The sequence below is a fragment of the Pseudomonas taetrolens genome (assembly GCF_900475285.1).
Lineage (GTDB): Bacteria > Pseudomonadota > Gammaproteobacteria > Pseudomonadales > Pseudomonadaceae > Aquipseudomonas > Aquipseudomonas taetrolens.
In genome coordinates this window covers 4,381,764-4,402,221 of sequence record NZ_LS483370.1, presented here as the reverse complement: position 1 = coordinate 4,402,221, position 20,458 = coordinate 4,381,764, and the positions used below count along the sequence as shown (strand labels likewise).

General features: G+C 59.5%; 17 protein-coding genes and 1 riboswitch. Of the genes, 12 read left to right on the top strand and 5 right to left on the bottom strand.

Going from position 1 to position 20,458, the window contains the following annotated elements; translation table 11 throughout:
- Positions 1 to 66: 66 nt before the first annotated feature.
- The gene (locus DQN55_RS20280) at positions 67 to 1,503 is read right to left on the bottom strand and encodes a TolC family outer membrane protein (RefSeq protein WP_048382785.1); all 1,437 of its coding nucleotides are present in this window, start codon (positions 1,501 to 1,503) and stop codon (positions 67 to 69) included.
- Between the two features lie 181 nt (positions 1,504 to 1,684).
- Positions 1,685 to 1,790, top strand: a riboswitch (TPP riboswitch).
- 154 nt (positions 1,791 to 1,944) lie between these two features.
- On the opposite strand from DQN55_RS20280, the gene thiC reads away from it, so the two are divergent.
- The gene (gene thiC, locus DQN55_RS20275) at positions 1,945 to 3,834 is read left to right on the top strand and encodes a phosphomethylpyrimidine synthase ThiC (RefSeq protein WP_048382784.1); all 1,890 of its coding nucleotides are present in this window, start codon (positions 1,945 to 1,947) and stop codon (positions 3,832 to 3,834) included.
- A 129-nt stretch (positions 3,835 to 3,963) separates the two neighbouring features.
- The gene (cytX, locus tag DQN55_RS20270; RefSeq protein WP_172601036.1) at positions 3,964 to 5,229 is read left to right on the top strand and encodes a putative hydroxymethylpyrimidine transporter CytX; all 1,266 of its coding nucleotides are present in this window, start codon (positions 3,964 to 3,966) and stop codon (positions 5,227 to 5,229) included.
- Between the two features lie 57 nt (positions 5,230 to 5,286).
- Here cytX and DQN55_RS20265 read toward each other — a convergent pair whose 3' ends face one another.
- The gene (locus DQN55_RS20265; RefSeq protein WP_048382783.1) at positions 5,287 to 6,033 is read right to left on the bottom strand and encodes an RsiV family protein; all 747 of its coding nucleotides are present in this window, start codon (positions 6,031 to 6,033) and stop codon (positions 5,287 to 5,289) included.
- A gap of 223 nt (positions 6,034 to 6,256) precedes the next feature.
- Between DQN55_RS20265 and DQN55_RS20260 the strand changes: the two genes are divergently transcribed.
- The 9 genes from DQN55_RS20260 to DQN55_RS20220 all read left to right on the top strand — a co-directional run bounded on the left by DQN55_RS20260 (position 6,257) and on the right by DQN55_RS20220 (position 15,619).
- On the top strand, positions 6,257 to 6,874 hold the full coding sequence (locus tag DQN55_RS20260; RefSeq protein WP_048382781.1) for an NUDIX domain-containing protein: 618 nt from the start codon (positions 6,257 to 6,259) through the stop codon (positions 6,872 to 6,874).
- Entirely contained in the window at positions 6,865 to 7,317 is a 453-nt protein-coding gene (locus tag DQN55_RS20255; RefSeq protein ID WP_048382780.1) for a DUF1249 domain-containing protein, read from the top strand. The genes DQN55_RS20260 and DQN55_RS20255 overlap by 10 nt, the downstream gene beginning before the upstream one ends.
- 136 nt (positions 7,318 to 7,453) lie before the next feature.
- Positions 7,454 to 8,269, top strand: a complete 816-nt coding sequence (gene cpdA / locus DQN55_RS20250) for a 3',5'-cyclic-AMP phosphodiesterase (protein WP_048382907.1) — start codon at positions 7,454 to 7,456, stop codon at positions 8,267 to 8,269.
- Between the two features lie 111 nt (positions 8,270 to 8,380).
- The gene (locus tag DQN55_RS20245) at positions 8,381 to 8,989 is read left to right on the top strand and encodes a YqiA/YcfP family alpha/beta fold hydrolase (protein ID WP_048382779.1); all 609 of its coding nucleotides are present in this window, start codon (positions 8,381 to 8,383) and stop codon (positions 8,987 to 8,989) included.
- A 52-nt stretch (positions 8,990 to 9,041) separates the two neighbouring features.
- Positions 9,042 to 10,946, top strand: a complete 1,905-nt coding sequence (gene parE, locus DQN55_RS20240) for a DNA topoisomerase IV subunit B (protein ID WP_048382778.1) — start codon at positions 9,042 to 9,044, stop codon at positions 10,944 to 10,946.
- Positions 10,946 to 11,926 (top strand): esterase-like activity of phytase family protein, encoded by a 981-nt coding sequence (locus DQN55_RS20235; protein ID WP_048382777.1) that lies wholly within the window; start codon positions 10,946 to 10,948, stop codon positions 11,924 to 11,926. The genes parE and DQN55_RS20235 overlap by 1 nt, the downstream gene beginning before the upstream one ends.
- Positions 11,923 to 12,444: a retropepsin-like aspartic protease family protein gene (locus tag DQN55_RS20230; RefSeq protein ID WP_048382776.1), complete on the top strand. Its 522-nt coding sequence runs from the start codon at positions 11,923 to 11,925 to the stop codon at positions 12,442 to 12,444. The genes DQN55_RS20235 and DQN55_RS20230 overlap by 4 nt, the downstream gene beginning before the upstream one ends.
- Positions 12,445 to 12,455: 11 nt before the next feature.
- Positions 12,456 to 14,726 carry a DNA topoisomerase IV subunit A gene (parC, locus tag DQN55_RS20225; RefSeq protein ID WP_048382775.1) on the top strand — a complete coding sequence of 757 codons (2,271 nt, stop codon included), beginning with the start codon at positions 12,456 to 12,458 and terminating at the stop codon, positions 14,724 to 14,726.
- 188 nt (positions 14,727 to 14,914) lie between these two features.
- Positions 14,915 to 15,619, top strand: a complete 705-nt coding sequence (locus DQN55_RS20220) for a PqiC family protein (RefSeq protein ID WP_172601035.1) — start codon at positions 14,915 to 14,917, stop codon at positions 15,617 to 15,619.
- 124 nt (positions 15,620 to 15,743) lie between these two features.
- On the opposite strand, the gene DQN55_RS20215 is transcribed toward DQN55_RS20220, so the two are convergent.
- Entirely contained in the window at positions 15,744 to 17,276 is a 1,533-nt protein-coding gene (locus DQN55_RS20215) for an AhpA/YtjB family protein (protein ID WP_048382772.1), read from the bottom strand.
- A gap of 132 nt (positions 17,277 to 17,408) precedes the next feature.
- On the opposite strand from DQN55_RS20215, the gene serB reads away from it, so the two are divergent.
- Positions 17,409 to 18,623, top strand: coding sequence for a phosphoserine phosphatase SerB (gene serB / locus DQN55_RS20210; protein ID WP_048382771.1), 1,215 nt, complete (start codon positions 17,409 to 17,411; stop codon positions 18,621 to 18,623).
- A 101-nt stretch (positions 18,624 to 18,724) separates the two neighbouring features.
- Here the strand turns inward: serB and asd are convergent, their stop codons facing one another.
- Both asd and DQN55_RS20200 read right to left on the bottom strand, forming a co-directional pair.
- Entirely contained in the window at positions 18,725 to 19,594 is an 870-nt protein-coding gene (gene asd / locus DQN55_RS20205; protein ID WP_048382770.1) for an archaetidylserine decarboxylase, read from the bottom strand.
- A 9-nt stretch (positions 19,595 to 19,603) separates the two neighbouring features.
- Positions 19,604 to 20,431, bottom strand: a complete 828-nt coding sequence (locus tag DQN55_RS20200) for a rhodanese-like domain-containing protein (protein WP_048382769.1) — start codon at positions 20,429 to 20,431, stop codon at positions 19,604 to 19,606.
- Positions 20,432 to 20,458 lie beyond the last annotated feature (27 nt).

Here is a 20,458-nt window from a genome sequence, read left to right as displayed (position 1 = left end):
GCTGCGCAATCGGACGTAGCCTTCGGCAACGGCTACACGATCTGATTGCGCCGCAAATCGGGCGCTTCAATTCCCCGGCGAGCGCAAGTTGGCTTCGGCCGCTTTGGCCAGGTCCGGTGGCAGGAAATCCTTGTCCGGGTTGTAGTCGGCTTTCAGATACCGCGACAGTGCTTCCAGGTCACCCGGATTCAGCGTGCCCGCTGCCTGCTTCAAGCGCAGGTTGTCGAGGATGTAGTCGTAGCGGGTGTTGTTGTAGTCGCGCACCGAGGTGTACAGCTGGCGCTGGGTGTCGAGGACATCGACGATGTTGCGTGTTCCCACCTGATAGCCGATTTCGGTGGCCTCCAGTGCACTCTGGTTAGAGATGATCGACTGTTTGCGGGCCTGAACCTGCTCGACATCGGTGTTCACGGCACGGTGCAGGTTGCGGGTGTTTTCGACCACCTGGCGTCGCAGGGCTTCGCGTTGCTGTTCGGTCTGGCTCAGGCGCGAGTACGACTCTCGTACCTGTGAGCTGGTCAGGCCGCCGCTGTACAGCGGAATGTTTAATTGCAGACCGATGCTGCGCTGCGACACGTCGCCGCGATAACGCTGATTCAGTGCATTCGGATTGCTCAGGCCAAAACCATCGTTGTCGCCGGTCTTGTATTGCGCCACGGCGTCCAGGGTCGGCGCATGGCCGGCCTTGCGCTGCTTGAGGGTTTCTTCGGCTGCACTCACCGCGTAATTGCTGGCCAGCAGATTCAGGTTTTGCTGCGCCGCCGTCTCCACCCAGGTCGTGGCGTTATTGGGGGTGGGCGGCAAAATCGGCAAGGTGTGGGCAATACCTTCAATCGACCGGTACTGACGGTTGGTCAGGGTCATCAGCGCTTCAAAGGCGTCCTCGACCTGGCGCTGAGCCAGAAGCCGGTTGGCCCGTGCCGTGTCGTAGCTGGCCTGGGATTGCAGGACGTCGGTCTTGTCCGACAGGCCGACATCAAAGCGTTCGCGCGATTGATCCAGCTGGCGCTTGAACGCGGCTTCTTCAGCCTTGGTCGAGGCCAGCGTGTCCTGGGCGCGCAACACGGCGAAATACGATTCGGCGGTTTGCAGGATCAGATTTTGTTCGGTGGCCGATAATTGCAGCGCGGCCTGTTCATTCACGGACTCGGCTGCTTTCAATTGGAACCAGCGGTCCGCGCGGAAAATCGGTTGGGCGAGCGTCGCCTGATACACCACGGCACTGCGGGTGGTCGTCAGCGATGGCTGGTCGATCGAGGTGCGCACGCTGCTTGATTCGGCGCCCCCCGAGAGGTTGGGCAGCAACCCGGCACGGGCCTGGGGCACGACTTCCTTTTGCGCCGCGTAATCAGCGCGAGCGGCCGCCAGGTCGGCGTTGTTGTTTACCGCTTCATGGTAAACGCTGACCAGGTCGGTCTTGCTGGACACAGGGGGTTGTCCGTCCAGAGCCATTGCGCTGGTCGCACAAGACACAGCAATAGCCAGCGAGAGTTTGCGCAGCATGAGCGATCCCTAGTTCAATAATGCGAAAAATAAAGGCCCGAGGCCGTGTTCCGGCGCTCGTGGTGTCGAGACGTAGCGAGTGTAGTAGCCGTGTCATCTTGCAACAATGCCGTTATCACGCCTTTCATCATGCGGTTTATTTCGGTGTTGGCGTTCTGCTTCACTCTTGTCTAGACTGCACGGGTTCTTGTCGGGGTGCCTTGCTATGAGGCTGAGATCGAATAATTTCGGATCCCGTTGAACCTGATCAGGTTAGCGCCTGCGTAGGGAACAAGATTTCTCGTCTCCCGGCGAGTCCTCTTGAGTACCGTCCGGGATCGATTGTTCAAAAAATGAACAGTCGTTCGAGGTCGTCACTCAGCATCCGGTCCTTGGGTGCGTCCGTGCTTTTTTCAGGTTCTCCCTCCGACAATCCGCCTGGATGCAGTCTGGAGAGCCGTGATGAGTACAACACTAAAAAACGCGATCAATCTCAGCGATTCGGCCAAGGTCGATGAGCAATCGGTCAAGCCGTTTACCCGCTCACAAAAAGTCTATGTACAGGGTTCGCGCCCTGACATTCTGGTGCCGATGCGTGAAGTCAGCCTGGATGTCACACCCACGGATTTTGGCGGGGAAATCAACGCCCCGGTATTGATCTACGACACCTCCGGCCCGTATACCGACCCGTCTGTGCAAATTGATGTGCGTAAAGGTTTGGGCGACGTGCGTTCAGCGTGGATCGATGACCGCGGCGACACGGAGCGCCTGCCAGGCCTGAGCTCCCACTTCGGGCAGATGCGTCTCGACGATGCCGAGCTGACCAAGCTGCGTTTTGCGCACGTGAAAAACCCGCGTCGGGCCAAGGCCGGGGTTAACGTCAGCCAGATGCATTATGCGCGTCAGGGCATCATTACGGCCGAGATGGAATACGTCGCCATCCGCGAAAACATGAAGCTGCAAGAAGCCCGTGCTGCCGGTTTGCTTGAACAGCAGCACGCCGGCCACAGCTTTGGCGCCAACATCCCGAAAGAAATCACTCCGGAGTTCGTGCGCGAAGAAATCGCCCGCGGTCGCGCCATCATTCCAGCCAACATCAACCACGTTGAACTGGAACCGATGATCATTGGCCGTAACTTCCTGGTGAAGATCAACGGCAACATCGGCAACAGTGCGCTGGGCTCTTCGATCGAGGAAGAAGTGGCCAAGCTGACCTGGGGCATTCGCTGGGGGTCGGACACGGTCATGGATTTGTCCACCGGCAAACACATTCACGAAACCCGCGAGTGGATCATCCGCAACTCGCCGGTTCCGATTGGCACCGTGCCGATTTACCAGGCGCTGGAAAAAGTTAACGGTGTCGCCGAAGACCTGACCTGGGAACTGTTCCGCGACACGCTGATCGAGCAGGCCGAGCAGGGCGTTGACTACTTCACCATTCACGCCGGCGTGTTGCTGCGCTACGTGCCGCTGACCGCCAAGCGTGTAACGGGCATTGTTTCTCGTGGCGGCTCGATCATGGCCAAGTGGTGCCTGGCGCACCACAAAGAGAACTTCCTCTACACCCATTTCGACGAAATCTGCGAAATCATGAAGGCCTATGACGTCAGCTTCTCGCTGGGTGATGGCCTGCGCCCGGGTTCGATTGCCGACGCCAACGATGCGGCGCAATTCGGTGAACTGGAAACCCTCGGCGAGCTGACTAAAATTGCCTGGAAACACGATGTGCAGTGCATGATCGAAGGCCCTGGCCACGTGCCGATGCAACTGATCAAAGAGAACATGGACAAGCAGCTGGAGTGCTGCGACGAGGCACCGTTCTACACCCTGGGCCCGCTGACCACCGACATTGCGCCGGGTTACGACCACATCACCTCGGGCATCGGCGCGGCCATGATCGGCTGGTTCGGTTGCGCCATGCTCTGCTACGTCACGCCCAAAGAGCACCTGGGTCTGCCGAACAAGGATGACGTGAAGACCGGGATCATCACTTACAAGATCGCGGCCCACGCGGCTGACCTGGCCAAAGGGCACCCGGGCGCACAAATCCGCGACAACGCATTGAGCAAGGCGCGTTTTGAGTTCCGTTGGGAAGACCAGTTCAACCTCGGTCTGGATCCGGACACCGCGCGTTCGTACCACGACGAAACCTTGCCCAAGGATTCGGCCAAGGTCGCGCATTTCTGCTCGATGTGCGGGCCGAAATTCTGCTCGATGAAAATCACCCAGGAAGTGCGGATCTACGCCGCCAACCAACGCATCGAAGCCGTCGACGTTGACGTGGCCAAAGGCTTGGCCGAGCAGGCTGAACGCTTCAAGCAGGAAGGCAGCCAGCTGTACAAAAAGGTGTGATGTAAACGCGCCAGCCAGTCTGGCGCAATTCCTGTAGCCGCTGCCGAAGGCTGCGAAGCGGTCCTTTTGGCAGTCTTCGGCAGCGGCTACGGGGGCGAGTGCGTGTATTCCCTCTTTGAGATCCAACCCTTGAACACACCCAGCACCTATTCACCGGATATTGCTGTGCCTTCTCATCAGCGCGTGTTCGGTGCCCGTGATCTGTTTTCTCTGTGGTTTTCCCTCGGCATTGGCCTGATGGTGTTGCAGACCGGCGCGTTGCTTGCGCCGGGGCTGGGCCTGTCGGGTTCGTTGCTGGCGATTTTTCTCGGCACGTTGGTCGGTGTGGCCTTGCTGGCGTCGGTCGGGGTCATTGGCAGCGACAGCGGTCTGTCTTCGATGGCCGCGCTCAAGCTCAGCCTGGGGTCCCGTGGCGCGAGCCTGCCGGCGTTGCTCAATGTGCTGCAGTTGGTCGGCTGGGGCTCGTTCGAAATTATCGTAATGCGCGATGCCGCGAGCCTGCTCGGTGCCCGGGCGTTCAGCGAGGGCAGCCTGTGGAGCCATCCCTTGCTGTGGACGGTGTTCTTCGGCGCTTTGGCCACGTTGCTTGCTGTCAGCGGGCCTTTGACGTTTGTCCGGAAAATTCTGCGCAAATGGGGCATCTGGTTGTTGCTGGCGGCCTGTATATGGCTGACCTTGAACTTGTTCGCCAAGGCTGATCTGGCCGCGCTCTGGGCGCAAAAGGGCGATGGTTCGCTGCCGTTTGCCGTAGGTTTTGACATTGCCATCGCCATGCCGCTGTCGTGGCTGCCGCTGATCGCCGATTACTCGCGTTTTGGCAAGCGAGCCAAAAATGTGTTTGGCGGGACGGCACTGGGTTTCTTTATCGGCAACTTCTGGTTGATGAGCCTGGGGGTGGCCTACACGCTGGCATTTGCACCAAGCGGTGAAGTCAACGCGTTGCTATTGGCGCTGGCGGGGGGCGGGCTGGGGATTCCGTTGCTGCTGATCTTGCTGGACGAGTCTGAAAACGCGTTTGCCGATATTCATTCGGCGGCGGTTTCCGGCGGGACCTTGCTGCGCCTGAAAGTCGAGCACCTGGCCTTGGCCATCGGTGTGATCTGCACCCTGATCGCTTGCTTTGCACCGCTGGCGCAGTACCAGAACTTTCTGCTGTTGATCGGTTCAGTGTTTGCGCCACTGTTTGGCGTGGTGCTGGTGGATCACTTCATCCTGCGCAAGCGCAGCGCTGAAGTGACCCCCGGGCTGTTCCACGGGGCGACGTTGCTGGCCTGGTTGGGCGGGGTGGTGACGTATCACCTGCTGGCAAACCTGCTTCCGGACGTGGGCGCGACTTTGCCGGCATTACTGTTGGCAGGGCTGCTGCAATGGGTGCTGGGGCGCAAGGGTTCATAAGCGCTATGGATCGGCTGCAGGGGCGAACCTATTCGCGCCTGCAGCCGATCTGGCGGCTTATCCTCGACCCGGGAACCACTCCGGCTTGAGGATGCCGCGCAGGCGCGAGTAAGGGATCTTCAGCTCAACATGGCCTTCAGAGTACGGTGCAATGCTGTACACATCGTATTTGAGGACGACGTTGTCCTTGAGCAGCGCGACGTGCGGTGTTTGCTGGAACGGCCAGTTTTTGACGAATTCCGGGTCGTTGCCGAAACGAGTGCTGATCAGCCAGTTGTTGTGTGCGACCTTTCCGGCAGCCCAAAAAGCGTTTTCCTGACCCGGTACCAACATGTCCTGCAAGGTCACTTCTTTTTGATTCTGGCGCGAATAGTTGATAAAGCCACGGCCCGGTATGCCATGAGCGCCGCCTGTATCCAGATAGCTGGACAGCTCAACAATCACCAATCCGTCATGCTGTTCACGTACTTTGGCCTGCAAATAGCTGCTGTTGCGGCTTTCGGCGGTGCGCAGGAATTGCTCACGGTAAGCCTCGAGCGAAGGCGCGAGTTTATCTTCGGGTGAAAAGACGGTCATTTTCAGCAGGCGTTGTTCGATCAGCGCATCGAGCTTTGGCTCGTCGGCCACGTGCACGGTATCAATGTTCACCAGTGGGCATTCCTGGCCGCTGCAACCTGCCTTGAGCTGCTCGGAGCGGTCAGCGGTGAATGTCAGGGGCTTTTGTACCGAGGGCTGGAACACGCTTTGGCAGGCGCCCAGCGTCAGGGCGATGCAGGTCATGGAAGCAAATTTTAAAAGCGACATGGTCGTCCTTCATTAATAAAAGAAAATTGAAAAATATGGTGGTTCGACTGCCAACAACAGCATCAGTTCGCCACTAAGCTTATAAGTGTCAATTAGAGTTGTTTTGCAGGCGATCCGTCTATCTCCGTGTCATAAAAGGGGCTGCATCCCCAAGTGCTGGCGCGTTAGGATGCCCGTTGCCGAGGTCCACTCCCGGCATGAATTCGCCAGCAAGAGGTTTTGAATGACTGATATCACTAAGGCCACGCCAAGCGTTGTTGAGATCGTAAAGCGCGAAAACGGCTATCAGGGTTTCTACAAACTTGATCGTGTACACCTGCGCCATGAGCTGTTCGCCGGTGGCATGAGCCGTGAGATCAGTCGCGAAGTCTTTGTGCGCCATGATGCGGTCTGCGTATTGCCTTACGACCCGCAGCGCGATGAAGTGGTGTTGATCGAGCAATTCCGCGTCGGGGCCATGGACAAGGCTGATACACCCTGGCTGATCGAGCTGGTCGCCGGCCTGATCGATAAAGATGAACAGCCCGAAGAAGTCGCCCATCGTGAAGGCGAAGAAGAGGCAGGGCTAACGTTTTCGTCTTTGTGGCCGGTTACCCGGTATTTCCCGTCGCCGGGAGGCAGCACCGAGTTTGTGCACTTGTACCTGGGCCGTTGCAGCACCGAGGGCGTGGGCGGGTTGCACGGTCTGGAAGAAGAAGCAGAAGATATCAGGGTTACAGTGTGGGCTTATGAAGATGCCATGCAGGCCGTGCGAGATGGACGTATTTCCAATGCAGCGAGCATTATTGCCCTGCAATGGCTGGCGCTAAACCGCGCTGAAGTGAGGGGGTTATGGTCGTAAACGGGGTGCGCGATCGTTATCGGGTCGATTTGATCGGACTGCAGGCTGCCTGCGAGGCCAACTATGCCCGTTTGATGCGCTTGCTGCCCGATATGCGTGAGCAACCCAGCGCCCGACGCATCGCCTTGACCCAGGGTGACCAGATGCTCGGTGTGCTGACCCTTGAGGTGATCCTCGACTGCCCCTACACCAGCACCTTGCGCGTGCGCCAGGAGCACAGCTTGCCGTGGCTGCCGGTGCCTGAACTGCAGGTTCAGGTTTACCACGACGCGCGCATGGCCGAAGTCATTGGTGCCGAACACGCCCGGCGTTTTCGCAGTATTTACCCGTATCCCAACGTCGCGATGCATCAACCTGATGAAAAGGCCCAGCTCAATGTGTTCCTGGGCGAATGGTTGAGTCATTGTCTAGCCTGCGGGCATGAGTACGCCGAGGTTCGCTAGAAACCTCGACGGTGTGCGTTGTCTGCTCTGATGGCATGAGTACGCCGAGGTTCGCTAGAAACCTCGACGGTGTGCGTTGTCTGCTCTGATGGCATAATCTCGCCATTCGTTCATGGCGTTGTACCGGGAGACCCCCTTGCCGAGTGTATCCTCGCTGACCACCGAAGACCCGGTGCTGCTGGTGCAGCTGTCCGACAGTCATTTGTTTGCCGACGCAAACGGTGCGCTGCTGGGGCTCAAGACCGCCCATAGCTTGCAGCAAGTGGTTGATCTCGCTTGCGCCGAGCAGCCCCGCCCCGACCTGCTGCTGGCCACCGGGGATTTGGCCCAGGATGGCAGCGTTGAGGCTTATCAACATTTCCGCCGGCTGACGACCCCGCTGTCGGCCACGGCGCGCTGGATACCCGGTAATCACGACCAACTGGCGCACATGCGCGAGGCAGCGGTGCAAAGCCGCTTGCTTGAGCCGGTGGTCGATATCGGTAATTGGCGCATCACCTTGCTCGACTCGGCGGTACCGCATTCCACCCCCGGTTATCTGGAAGACAGGCAATTGCAGTTGCTCGCCCAGTCCTTGAGTGAAGCGCCTGAGCGCCACCATCTGGTGTGCCTGCATCACCATCCCGTGTCGGTGGGTTGCCCGTGGCTTGAGCCGATTGGTTTGCGTAACGCCAATGAGTTCTGGAAAGTGCTGGATCGCTACCCGCAAGTGCGTGCGGTGCTCTGGGGGCACGTCCATCAGGCGTTTGATCAGCAGCGAAATGGCGTCAGGCTGCTGGCATCGCCCTCGACCTGCATTCAGTTCGCCCCGGGCAGTGAGGATTTCAACGTCAGCAACGAAGCGCCCGGCTATCGCTGGTTGCGTCTGCAACCGGACGGCAGCCTGGAAACCGGCGTATCACGTCTGGCGGATTTTGAGTTCGAACCGGACTACAGCGCCGGTAATTACTGAGTGATTGTCGGGCGGATCTACCTTGAGGAGGGTCATTACCCTTGAGTCAGGCTAAACTGCGCGTCTTTATAGAGACTGTGTTTGGCTTAATTTGCACTCGGGAGTAATTGCATGTCGGGTTCCATCTTGTATATCCACGGTTTCAACAGCGCTCCCGAGTCCAAAAAGGCCACGCAGTTGTCGTCGCTGATGCAGCGCATCGGTTGCAGTGATCAGTTGCGGGTACCGGCCTTGCACCATCACCCGCGTGAGGCCATCGCCCAGCTGCAGGCGGCAATCAGCGACCTGGGCAGGCCATTGCTGGTCGGCAGCTCGCTCGGCGGCTACTATGCGACGTATCTGGCCGAGCAGCATGGTCTCAAGGCCTTGCTGGTCAACCCGGCCGTCAGTCCGCACCGGATGTTTGACGGTTATCTCGGCACGCAAACCAACCTGTACAGTGGCCAGACCTGGGAGCTGACCCACGATCATGTCACGGCCCTGGCTGAGCTTGAAGTGGCGGCGCCTCAAGACCCGGAGCGCTATCAGGTTTGGCTGCAGACGGCCGACGAAACCCTGGACTATCGCCTTGCCGAAAAATACTACAAGGCATGTGCCTTGCGTATTCAGGCCGGAGGCGACCACAGTTACCAAGGGTTCGCCCAGCAACTGCCCGCGCTGCTGAACTTTGCCGGGATTGGCGCAGAACAGTATCAAACCATCGATTTTGCGGCCCTGTAAGGCGCCTGTCGAATGGCCCTTATTTTTCACTTACGACTAACGACGAGACCCTATGGCCACTCCCAGCGCTAGCTCTTATAACGCAGACGCCATCGAAGTCCTCTCGGGCCTCGACCCGGTGCGCAAACGCCCCGGGATGTACACCGACACCAGCCGGCCCAACCACTTGGCTCAGGAAGTCATCGACAACAGTGTCGACGAAGCCCTGGCCGGTCACGCCAAATCGGTACAAGTCATCCTGCACGCCGACCACTCGCTCGAAGTCAGCGATGACGGGCGCGGCATGCCCGTGGACATTCACCCTGAAGAAGGGGTGTCCGGTGTTGAGCTGATCCTCACCAAGCTCCATGCGGGCGGCAAGTTCTCCAACAAAAACTACCAGTTCTCCGGCGGCCTGCACGGCGTCGGCATTTCGGTGGTCAACGCCCTGTCGACGCTGGTCCGGGTCAAGGTCAAGCGTGACGGCAACGAGTACCAGATGACGTTCGCCGATGGCTACAAAGCCACGGATCTTGAAGTCATCGGCACCGTCGGCAAACGCAACACCGGGACCAGCGTGTACTTCGCGCCGGATCCCAAGTACTTCGATTCGCCCAAGTTCTCGGTCAGCCGCCTCAAGCATGTGCTCAAGGCCAAGGCCGTACTGTGCCCGGGGCTGCTGGTCAGCTTTGAAGACAAAAACACCGGCGAAAAGGTCGAGTGGCACTACGAAGACGGCCTGCGTTCTTACCTGGTCGACGCGGTCAGTGAGTTCGAGCGCCTGCCGAACGAGCCGTTCTGTGGCAGCCTGGCGGGTAATAAAGAAGCCATCGACTGGGCGCTGCTGTGGTTGCCCGAGGGCGGGGACAGTGTTCAGGAAAGCTACGTCAACCTGATCCCGACCGCTCAGGGCGGTACCCACGTCAACGGCTTGCGCCAGGGCTTGCTCGATGCGATGCGCGAGTTCTGTGAGTTCCGCAGCCTGTTGCCGCGTGGTGTGAAGCTGGCCCCCGAAGACGTCTGGGAGCGCATTGCGTTCGTGGTGTCGATGAAAATGCAGGAGCCTCAGTTCTCGGGTCAGACCAAAGAGCGTCTGTCATCCCGTGAAGCAGCGGCCTTTGTCTCGGGTGTGGTCAAGGATGCCTTCAGCCTGTGGCTCAATGCCAATCCTGAGCTGGGCATGCAACTGGCTGAACTGGCAATCAACAACGCCGGGCGACGTCTCAAGGCCAGCAAAAAGGTTGAGCGCAAGCGCATTACCCAGGGGCCGGCCTTGCCCGGCAAGCTGGCAGACTGCGCCGGGCAGGACCCGATGCGCTCCGAACTGTTTCTGGTCGAAGGGGATTCTGCAGGCGGTTCGGCCAAGCAAGCGCGGGACAAAGAGTTCCAGGCGATCCTGCCGTTGCGCGGCAAGATCCTCAACACGTGGGAAGTCGACGGCAGCGAAGTGCTGGCCAGCCAGGAAGTGCACAACATCGCCGTCGCCATTGGCGTCGATCCGGGCGCGGCCGACATCAGCCAACTGCGCTACGGCAAAATCTGCATCCTCGCCGACGCCGACTCCGACGGCCTGCACATTGCGACTTTGCTCTGTGCTTTGTTTGTGCAGCATTTCCGCCCGCTGGTGGATGCCGGTCATGTGTACGTGGCCATGCCGCCGCTGTACCGAATCGACCTGGGCAAAGAGATCTACTACGCCCTGGACGAAGCCGAGCGCGACGGCATTCTTGATCGCCTGGTGGCCGAGAAGAAGCGCGGCAAGCCGCAGGTCACTCGATTCAAGGGGCTGGGTGAGATGAATCCACCGCAGCTGCGTGAAACCACCATGGATCCGAATACCCGGCGTCTGGTGCAATTGACGCTGGAAGACTTCGCCGCCACTTCGGAAATGATGGACATGCTGCTGGCCAAAAAACGCGCGGGCGACCGCAAGTCCTGGCTTGAATCCAAAGGCAACCTGGCACAGGTGCTGGCTTGATGCGCAAAGCCTTGATGGCGTTGCTGTGTGCAGGGGCTACACCGGTGCTGGCGGATGCCTGGCCTGAATTGACATTGCAGTCCGAACATCCCGTCGAAGGCATGCGCGGCGCCAATCTGTCTGGCTTGGCGATGTGCCAGGGCGAACTATGGGCCGTGTCCGATCGCGACGATGACCAGGTTTACCGGCTGGACAACCGCTATGCGCAGTGGCACGCCGAGGCTGTTGGCTTTGATGCGCCGCCTGTGCCTGAAAGCGGTCTGCCGTGGGGCGTACGGATGATGGGTAAAGCCTTCAGCCCCTTGCGGGGCGGAGATCTGGATCTCGAAGGCATCACCTGTGACGAGGCGGGCAACCGTTACGTTGTCAGTGAGAGCCATGCCGCGGTGCTGCAACTTCCGCAGGTGGGCTCGCCTTCCTGGTTGAAAATTGATCCGGCGCTAGTGCGTCAAGCCCGCGCCAGCGGCATGTTGCTGCACTTCAATGCACTGTTTGAAGGCATTGCCGTCAACCCGCAAGGCAACCAGATCTGGTTGGCAGCAGAACGAGAGCGACGCGGGTTGCTGAGTATCCGCAAAAAGCAGAGTGTGTGGGATTGCGAAGAGAGTTGTGTCTTGATGAGTGAGGGCGGCCCGGAACAGCCACCGCCCGAGCTCAAGGTCAAGCCGCAACAAAAGGACTTTGCCGACCTGGCCTTGTTCCAGGGCAAGTTGTTCACTCTGGAACGCATGGCTTACCGTATTTGTCGTCGCAGCCCGGATACGGGGGAGGTCGAACGCTGCTGGTCGTTTGCCCGCGATGGTTTGACCGATGCCCGGCAGTACAACACCCGGTATGGTCATGCCGAAGCCTTGAGCCTGGACGCTGGCGGAGCCTGGATCGGTGTCGATAACGGCAATCACGTGCGCGCTGATGGCGAAGCACGCCCGATCGTCTGGCGCTTCGCTGCACCGCAGGGTGGCTGGAGTGCCGGGTTATGAGTGACCAAGCCCCGGGTAAGGGTGTCGGCCGGATTTTCATGATCGTGGCCTGGTGCGCTGGCTTGTACCTGGCGACCCAATTTTTCGGGCGTTGGGAACAGCGCCAGGAAACCCCTAATACCGAGGTGATCTCGCAGCAAGGCGAGGGTTATATAGAAGTCAAACTGTTGGGTAACGCGCAGGGCCACTTCGTGGCCAGCGGCCGGATCAACAATGTGCCGGTGGAATTTTTGCTCGATACCGGAGCCACCGATGTAGCGGTTCCGCTGGAACTGGCCAGGCAACTGGCGCTGCCCAAGGGTGTGCCCGTGACCTTGAATACGGCCAATGGCCGGGCTCAGGGCTATCGTACTCAGATCGACCGCCTGCAACTGGGTGCCATCGTATTACGCAATGTGCGTGCGGTGGCCGCGCCGGGTCTTGAAGGTGAGCAAGTGCTGCTGGGCATGAGCGCTTTGAACAAACTTGAATTTACTCAGCGCAGCGGCAGCATGCTGTTGCGCCAGACAACGAACTGAATGAGGTCCGCATGAGCGACTCCCTTGATCTCAGCCTCGACGGCGTAGAACGCCGGTCCCTGGCCGACTTCACCGAACAGGCCTACCTCAACTATTCCATGTACGTAATCATGGATCGCGCCTTGCCGCATATCGGCGACGGCCTCAAGCCGGTACAGCGACGTATCGTCTATGCGATGAGCGAGTTGGGCCTGGACGCAGATTCCAAGCATAAAAAATCGGCGCGTACGGTCGGTGACGTGCTCGGCAAGTTTCACCCTCACGGTGATTCCGCGTGTTACGAAGCGATGGTGCTGATGGCTCAGCCGTTCAGCTATCGCTACACCCTGGTCGATGGCCAGGGCAACTGGGGGGCGCCGGACGATCCCAAGTCGTTCGCGGCCATGCGTTACACCGAAGCCCGTTTGTCGCGCTATTCCGAAGTGCTGCTCAGCGAGTTGGGGCAGGGCACGGCTGACTGGGTGCCAAACTTCGACGGTACGCTCGATGAGCCAGCGGTATTGCCCGCGCGCTTGCCGAACATCCTGCTCAATGGCACAACAGGCATCGCCGTTGGCATGGCCACAGACGTGCCGCCGCACAACCTGCGAGAAGTCGCCACCGCCTGTGTGCGCCTGCTCGACGAGCCCAAGGCCACGGTTGAGCAGCTCTGTGAGCACATTCAGGGCCCGGATTACCCGACTGAAGCCGAGATCATTACCCCGCGCGCGGATTTGCTGAAGATCTACCAGACCGGTCGTGGTTCGGTGCGCATGCGTGCCGTCTATCACATCGAAGACGGCGACATCGTCGTTACCGCATTGCCGCATCAGGTGTCGGGCGCCAAGGTACTGGAGCAGATTGCTGCGCTGATGCAGGCCAAGCCGACCAAGCTGGCGATGGTGACCGACTTGCGCGATGAGTCGGACCACGAAAACCCGTGCCGTATCGTGATCATCCCGCGTAACAACAAGGTCGATCTCGATGAGCTGATGCAGCATTTGTTTGCAGTGACGGAGCTTGAGTCGACCTTCCGCGTCAACATCAACATCATTGGCCTGGACGGCAAGCCGCAGCTGAAAAACCTGCGTGCGTTGCTGGTGGAATGGCTGGAGTTCCGCATCAATACCGTCCGCCGCCGGCTTCAGTTCCGCCTCGACAAGGTCGAGCGTCGCCTGCACCTGTTGGACGGTTTGCTCACCGCCTACCTTAACCTCGATGAAGTGATCCACATCATTCGCACCGAGGAACACCCCAAGGCGGAGCTGATTGCGCGCTTTGCCCTGAGTGAAATCCAGGCTGACTACATCCTCGACACGCGTTTGCGCCAGTTGGCACGTCTGGAAGAGATGAAGCTGCGTGACGAGCAAGACGCGTTGCGCAAAGAACAAGCCAAGCTGCAAGCCCTGCTGGGCAGCGAAGCCAAGCTCAAGAAGCTGGTACGCACCGAGTTGCTTGAAGACGCCAAAACCTACGGTGATGATCGTCGCTCGCCAATCGTTGCTCGCGCAGAAGCCAAGGCTCTGTCGGAAAACGAACTGGTACCCACCGAGCCGGTCACCGTTGTTCTATCTGAAAAGGGTTGGGTGCGTTGCGGTAAAGGTCACGACCTTGATGCAACCGGCTTGTCCTATAAAGCCGGCGATGGCTACAAGACGGCGGCCGCCGGTCGCTCCAATCAATTTGCAGTGTTTATCGACTCCACCGGGCGCAGTTATTCGGTGGCGGCGCATACCTTGCCGTCGGCCCGAGGTCAGGGTGAGCCGCTGACCGGGCGCCTGACGCCGCCACCGGGTGCGACTTTCGAGTGTGTGTTGTTGCCTGAAGACGACGCGCTGTACGTGATTGCCTCCGATGCCGGGTACGGGTTCGTGGTGAAAGGTGAAGACCTGCAAGCCAAGAACAAGGCCGGTAAGGCTTTGCTTAGCCTGCCTAAAGGCGCGCAAGTCATGCAGCCACGTCCAGTCAGCGATCGTGAGCAGAACTGGCTGGCAGCCGTGACCACTGAAGGCCGGCTGTTGATTTTCAAAGTCAGCGACCTGCCGCAGCTGGGCAAAGGCAAAGGCAACAAAATCATCGGGATTCCGGGTGATCGCGTGGCCAGTCGTGAAGAGTATGTGACCGACATCGCCGTGCTGCCCGAGGCCGCAACGCTGGTGTTGCAGGCTGGCAAGCGGACCCTGTCGCTCAAGGCTGATGACCTGGAACACTACAAGGGTGAGCGGGGCCGTCGAGGCAATAAACTGCCCCGGGGTTTCCAGCGCGTGGACGCTTTGCTGGTAGAAATACCGGGTCAAGGTTGAGGGGCTGGAGACCCTTTTGAGCGCTCGATCTGCGTTTTATCGCGCAGATCGACGCAACAACGCTGGAGTCGAACCGGATATTCGCGGATGATATGGCGCTCTTGTGGTACGGCATATGGCCATGTGCCCGGCGAATTTTTCAAGAATCACACTGTGGCGCGCACTGCGGCGACCACCTGGATGGAATGATGAACGTTCTGCGCCTTCCTTTAATCGCGTTGCTGGCCGGTGTGCTTGGCCTGGCCGGGTGCAGCGTGCATCAGCCAGCGTCCCTGTATCAACTGGACAGCGGCACTCCTGGTCAGCCCAAGCAAGCTGAGGGCATGGCCGTGGTACTTGGCCCTGTCACCGTGGCTGATTACCTGCAACGTGAAACCCTGCTGCAGCGTCAGGAGGATGGCAGCCTGAGTGCTGCGACCGACGGCCGTTGGGCGGGCAGCCTGTCTGCCGATATCGATCAATTGCTGGTGCGTCAACTGGCCTGGCGCCTGGATAGCCAGCGCGTGGTGCTTGCGCCGGCCATCGCGAGCTTTAGCCCGGACGTGCAAGTGCTGCTGACGATTACACGTCTGGATTCGGGTAAAGACCAGCCGGCTGTGCTGGATGCACAATGGCGCCTGATCGACCGTCGTGGTCATGTGCGTGATAACCGCATGGTCCACCTCGAAAAGCTGCACGAAGGCAGCACGGCCGATCAGGTCAAGGCTCAAGGTGAGTTGTTGCAGCAATTGAGTGAGCAACTGGCAGTGGCCCTCAAACCACTGGCCAACCAGCCGCCGCTTGTTGAGCCGCGCAAACCCGAATCAAAGCCGGCCCCCAAGAAAAGCGCCGACAGACCAAAAATCCCGATGGCTTCACCGATCCGCACTGATCTGGAAGTGTTCCGTTTCTGAGACAGTGATCAACGCTTTTGAAAATCCCGCTGGTGTGCGGGATTTTTTTTGGGCCAGATAAAAGCCCCTGCCCCCTCCCTCGGGGGAGAGGGTCAGGGTGAGGGGCTTTTATTGTGACGGTGCTTTAGACGCGGGTCTCATGCATCCGCGCCAACTGGCGCTCAAGCATGGACGGGTACGGCTCCATCAGGCGCTCAACGCAGCAGGCACCTTCAGGGCTGGCAATCGGGCGGATACGAGCGCGCTGACGGATCAGCGGGTCGTCGCTGATCTTGCGCTCAACCAGCAGCAGGTTGCGGCTGTGTTGCGAGAGCGCCAGGGCATCCTGGGCCGTCTCGGTCAGTAGCAGGTCTATCTGGCTCAAGCCGTTCATGCCTTCACCCAGCACCAGACCCAGCTGCAATTGCAGGGTGATGCCGCTATCGGCGACTTCGATCTGCAAGGCATGACCCAGGGCGCGTAGCAGTTCACCGCAGCAAATGGCGTTGGTCAGGTAGTCGTCACCGCTGTCTTCGCTGTGGAACAGCATCAGTGTGCTGCCATCGTTCAGTGTGTGCAGCTCGCTTTGGTACAGCGAGGCCGCCTGGTTCAGGCAGTCGCGGTAACGTTCCAGCAATTCCATCAGACGGGCGCGGGGCAGGCGTCGCAGTTGTTCCTGTGCACCCAGTTGTACCGCAAGCACGGCGCTTGGCTGTGGCGTGGCCGGTGCTGAAGGTTGTGGCTTGCTCAGGACAACCGGTACCGCAGTGCCGGTGTCGCGCAGGTCTGCAAACGGGTCTTCTTCGTTGTCGTCGTCTTCTTCGGTGCTGATCACCTGGCGCGGTGCCGCTTTAGGCGCCGGTGCTGCAGGTGCCTCATCAAAACTCGGGTCGCGCAGATTGCGGACTTCGAAGGTCGGCTCGTTGTCTTCAACGTCGTCGTCGATCTCGTCCTGCTCTTCTGGCTCAGGCTCTGGCTCAGGTGCTTCCGGGGCCAGACGGGCGTGGAGCTGGCGTGCCAGGTCGCCGATTTCGTCCTGGCGCTGGATGGCCGGGGTGTGAGGATCGGGTTCACGCAGCCACACTCGCAACTGCAGCAGCGGAGTGGTGATATGACGGCCCAGGCGCAAGCTCAAGGCCAGCGCCAACGCCAGCAAAATGGCGCTCAGGATACCCATGCTTTGCAGGCTGATGGTCATTGGCTGTTCAAACTGCTGCATGTCCAGGCTGATGCGCAAATGGCCGGCGGTCACGTCCTGAAAGGTGATCTTGGTCTGATAGACACCTTCTGTTTCACCCAGCAGGCTGTTTTTTGGGCGCTCCCCGGCTTCAGCAAGGATGCGGTTATCGACGCTATAGATTGCAGCGTGCGCCACCAGCGGGTTTTTGGTCAGGTTATTGAGCAGCACGTTGAGGCTGAGGATGTCGTTGGACACCAGCAGCTCGGTCGCCGACGTAGCGGTTTGCGTGGTCAGGCTCTGCCCCAGGGCGTCGGCTTGTTCGTGCATGGCCTGCTTGAACTGCAGGCCCATCACCACGGCATAAATGACCAGCGCCAGGGCGACCAGAATCACGTTATGGCTGGCAATACGCAGCGCCAATGGAATGCGACGATCGCGCAGGGCTCGAAAGATCAGCAGGAAGAAGTTATCGGTTTTGACAGGCGATGGCCGGTTCACTGAGCGCGGCTCTTAGTCCGTTAAGTTGGAGCGCAGTATAACGAGCAGCCTAGAGGCGGCAAAGCCTTGGTGATGCCCGATGGTCACTGAAAGTGAGTAGAATGCGTTTTTTTTAGGAAATGGGGGTGTGCCTTGCGCGAAATCGTCCTGATAAACATCACGGGTGAGGACCGTCCGGGTCTCACTGCGGCCATTACCGGTGTATTGGCCAACAATGGTGTGAGCATTCTCGACATCGGTCAGGCTGTCATCCATGACTTTTTGTCGTTGGGCATCCTGGTCGAAATTCCGGGGACCGAGCAGGCATCGTCTGTGCTCAAAGACATTCAGCAATTGGTCAGCGCTCTCGACCAGCAGGTGCGCTTTGCCCCTATTTCAGAAGCCGACTACCAGCACTGGGTGACCGAGCAAAGCCAGAAGCGCCATGTACTGACACTGATGAGCCGTCAGGTCACGGCTCATCAGTTGCAGCGCGTGACGACGATCATCAGCCAGTACGGGCTGAATATCGAGCATATCGATCGCCTGTCTGGCCGAGTGCCGCTGGATGCGCCGCTTGAGCTGAGCAAAAGCTGCATCGAGTTCCGCGTGTGCGGTGAGGCAACCGACATTCAGGCCTTGCGCGCCGAGTTCTTCAACCTGGCGCAAGAGCTCAATGTCGACATCGCTTTTCAGGAAGACACGCTGTTCCGTCGCAATCGCCGTTTGGCGGTCTTCGATATGGACTCGACCTTGATCGAAGCTGAAGTCATCGATGAACTGGCGAAAGCAGCCGGTGTGGGCGAGCAAGTGTCGGCCATTACCGAGCGTGCGATGGCTGGCGAGCTGGATTTCAAGGCCAGTTTCAAGGAGCGTCTGGCACTGCTCAAGGGGCTGGACGTCAGCGTACTGGATTCCATCGGTGCGTCGCTGCGGCTGACAGAGGGCACTGAGGTGCTGTTCGCCGAACTCAAGCGCCTGGGCTACAAGACGGCCATCCTGTCGGGCGGCTTTACCTATTTCGCCAAGCAGCTGCAGGCGAAGCTGGGCATCGACTACGTGTTCGCCAATGAGTTGGGTGTGGTGGATGGCAAGGTGACGGGGGTGGCGGTTGAGCCGATTGTTGACGCACAGCGCAAGGCAGACTTGCTGCGTGAGCTGGCGCAAAAGGAAGGTTTGAGCCTGGAGCAGACCATTGCGGTCGGTGATGGTGCCAACGACCTGCCGATGCTGGCCATTGCCGGGCTGGGTGTTGCGTTCCGCGCCAAGCCACTGGTCAAGCAGTCGGCCAAACAGGCGATCTCGAACCTGGGGCTGGATGGCGTGTTGTACCTGTTGGGTCAGCGCGACCGTAACAGCCAGGGCTGATAATCGCCCTTTCCCTGTAGGCGCTGTCGAAGGCTGCGATCTTTCTCAATATCAAAAGATCGCAGCCTTCGTGCCTCGTCAGCGCCTGCGGGCCGTTGCGTTTATACGGTTTGAGCCGCTGGCGCACCGATGCTCTGTCCCATCGTTACCGGCGAACCGGCTGCCAGGTTTTCAGCCCATTTCACTTGCTCCGGCCCGAACAGCACGATAGCGGTCGAACCCAGCTTGAAGCGTCCCAGCTCGGCACCTTTTTCCAGATGGATCGGTGCACGCGCAGCTTCGTCGTAACGGAAGGTTTTCAGCTCGCGCTTGGGCGGTGTTACCAGGCCCGCAAACACGGTTTCGATCGATGCCACGATCATGGCGCCCACCAATACCACGGCCATCGGGCCGCGCTCGGTATCAAAAATACACACCGCACGTTCGTTGCGGGCAAACAGCTCTGGCACGTTTTCGGCTGTGGTCTGGTTGACCGAAAAGAGACGGCCCGGCACATAGATCATTTCGCGCAGGGTGCCGGCCAGCGGCATGTGCACGCGGTGGTAATCCTTGGGCGACAGGTAAATGGTCGCAAAGTCGCCGCCCATGAATTGCGCGGCCACGCCAGCATCGCCACCCACCAGTTCCAGCACGCTGAAGCTGTGGCCTTTGGCCTGGAACACGCGACCATGCTCAATCGGGCCCAGCTGGCTCACGGCACCATCGGCCGGGCTGAGCACGGCACCCGGGGTTTGATCCAGCGGGCGGGCGCCCTCTTTCAGGGCACGGGTGAAGAACGCATTGAAGTGTTCGTATGCAGTCACGTCCTCAACCAATGCCTGGGACATATCCACCTGGTAACGCTTGGCGAACCAGGTGGTGAATGCATTTTTGAACCAGCGCACGCGGCACTCGGCAATACAGCCAGCCAGACGCGACAGCAGGTGATGCGGCAACAGGTACTGGCTGAGGAGGAATAAACGCTTTTTCATTCAAGGTCCTTAATTTTTTGCAGGCAGTTCGACGGGCGTATCGGGGTGGTTGCCCCATTCGCCCCAGGAACCGGCGTAGCCTTTAACGCGCGGGTAACCGAGCGATTTGGCAACGAGATAAGTAAAGCCAGAGCGATGGTGGGTCTGGCAGTGGGTAATCACTTCTTTGTCTTTGCTGATGCCCAGATCGTTGAGGATCTGGGCCATGTCGGTGCGGATACGCAGGTGGCGGGTTTTATCCATGCCAGCGGTCCATTCAAAGTGTTTGGCGCCGGGTATATGCCCGCCTTTGGCCGCCAGTACTTTCTCACCGGTGTACTCGCCTTCGCTGCGTGCATCCCAGATCACCAGGTCGGTGGCACCCAGACGGCTTTGCAGGTACTCGCGGGTGGCCGTGGGTTCGTCGTGCAACGTCAGGGCAACCGGGCCGCCAGCAGCGGGCGCGGCCTCGGTGGACAATGGCAAACCTTCTGCGATCCAGGCGTGAAGCCCGCCGTCCAGGTAGTGGTAGGCCTTGTGCCCGATCACATCCAGCAGCCAGATAAAACGCCCGGCCCAGCCACCGCCTTCATCGTCATAGACCACGTAGATCGCGTCAGGGTTGTGCCCCAGTTCGCCAAACAGGGATTGCAGCGAAGCCTGGGTCGGCAGCAACCCGGGAGCCGGGGGCAGACCCAGTTGTGTCCGTTTCGGGTCGACAAAACGAGCGCCCGGAATGTGCCCGGCCTCGTAGCGCGCCACGCTGGTCAGGTCGACCACAATCAGATTGGGTGTTTCGAGCCGGGCGAGCAGGTCGCTGGGCTCAATCACCAGCGGCAAGCCAGAGAAGTCAGGCATGTGAGGTCTCCAGAGCGAAAGGGGGCG

Coding starts and splice junctions, on each gene's coding strand:
- DQN55_RS20280 (WP_048382785.1), bottom strand. CDS start 1,503: ATGCTGCGCAAACTCTCGCTGGCTATTGCTGTGTCTTGTGCGACCAGC.
- thiC (WP_048382784.1), top strand. CDS start 1,945: ATGAGTACAACACTAAAAAACGCGATCAATCTCAGCGATTCGGCCAAG.
- DQN55_RS20265 (WP_048382783.1), bottom strand. CDS start 6,033: ATGTCGCTTTTAAAATTTGCTTCCATGACCTGCATCGCCCTGACGCTG.
- DQN55_RS20260 (WP_048382781.1), top strand. CDS start 6,257: ATGACTGATATCACTAAGGCCACGCCAAGCGTTGTTGAGATCGTAAAG.
- DQN55_RS20255 (WP_048382780.1), top strand. CDS start 6,865: ATGGTCGTAAACGGGGTGCGCGATCGTTATCGGGTCGATTTGATCGGA.
- DQN55_RS20245 (WP_048382779.1), top strand. CDS start 8,381: ATGTCGGGTTCCATCTTGTATATCCACGGTTTCAACAGCGCTCCCGAG.
- parE (WP_048382778.1), top strand. CDS start 9,042: ATGGCCACTCCCAGCGCTAGCTCTTATAACGCAGACGCCATCGAAGTC.
- DQN55_RS20235 (WP_048382777.1), top strand. CDS start 10,946: ATGCGCAAAGCCTTGATGGCGTTGCTGTGTGCAGGGGCTACACCGGTG.
- DQN55_RS20230 (WP_048382776.1), top strand. CDS start 11,923: ATGAGTGACCAAGCCCCGGGTAAGGGTGTCGGCCGGATTTTCATGATC.
- parC (WP_048382775.1), top strand. CDS start 12,456: ATGAGCGACTCCCTTGATCTCAGCCTCGACGGCGTAGAACGCCGGTCC.
- DQN55_RS20220 (WP_172601035.1), top strand. CDS start 14,915: ATGAACGTTCTGCGCCTTCCTTTAATCGCGTTGCTGGCCGGTGTGCTT.
- asd (WP_048382770.1), bottom strand. CDS start 19,594: ATGAAAAAGCGTTTATTCCTCCTCAGCCAGTACCTGTTGCCGCATCAC.
- DQN55_RS20200 (WP_048382769.1), bottom strand. CDS start 20,431: ATGCCTGACTTCTCTGGCTTGCCGCTGGTGATTGAGCCCAGCGACCTG.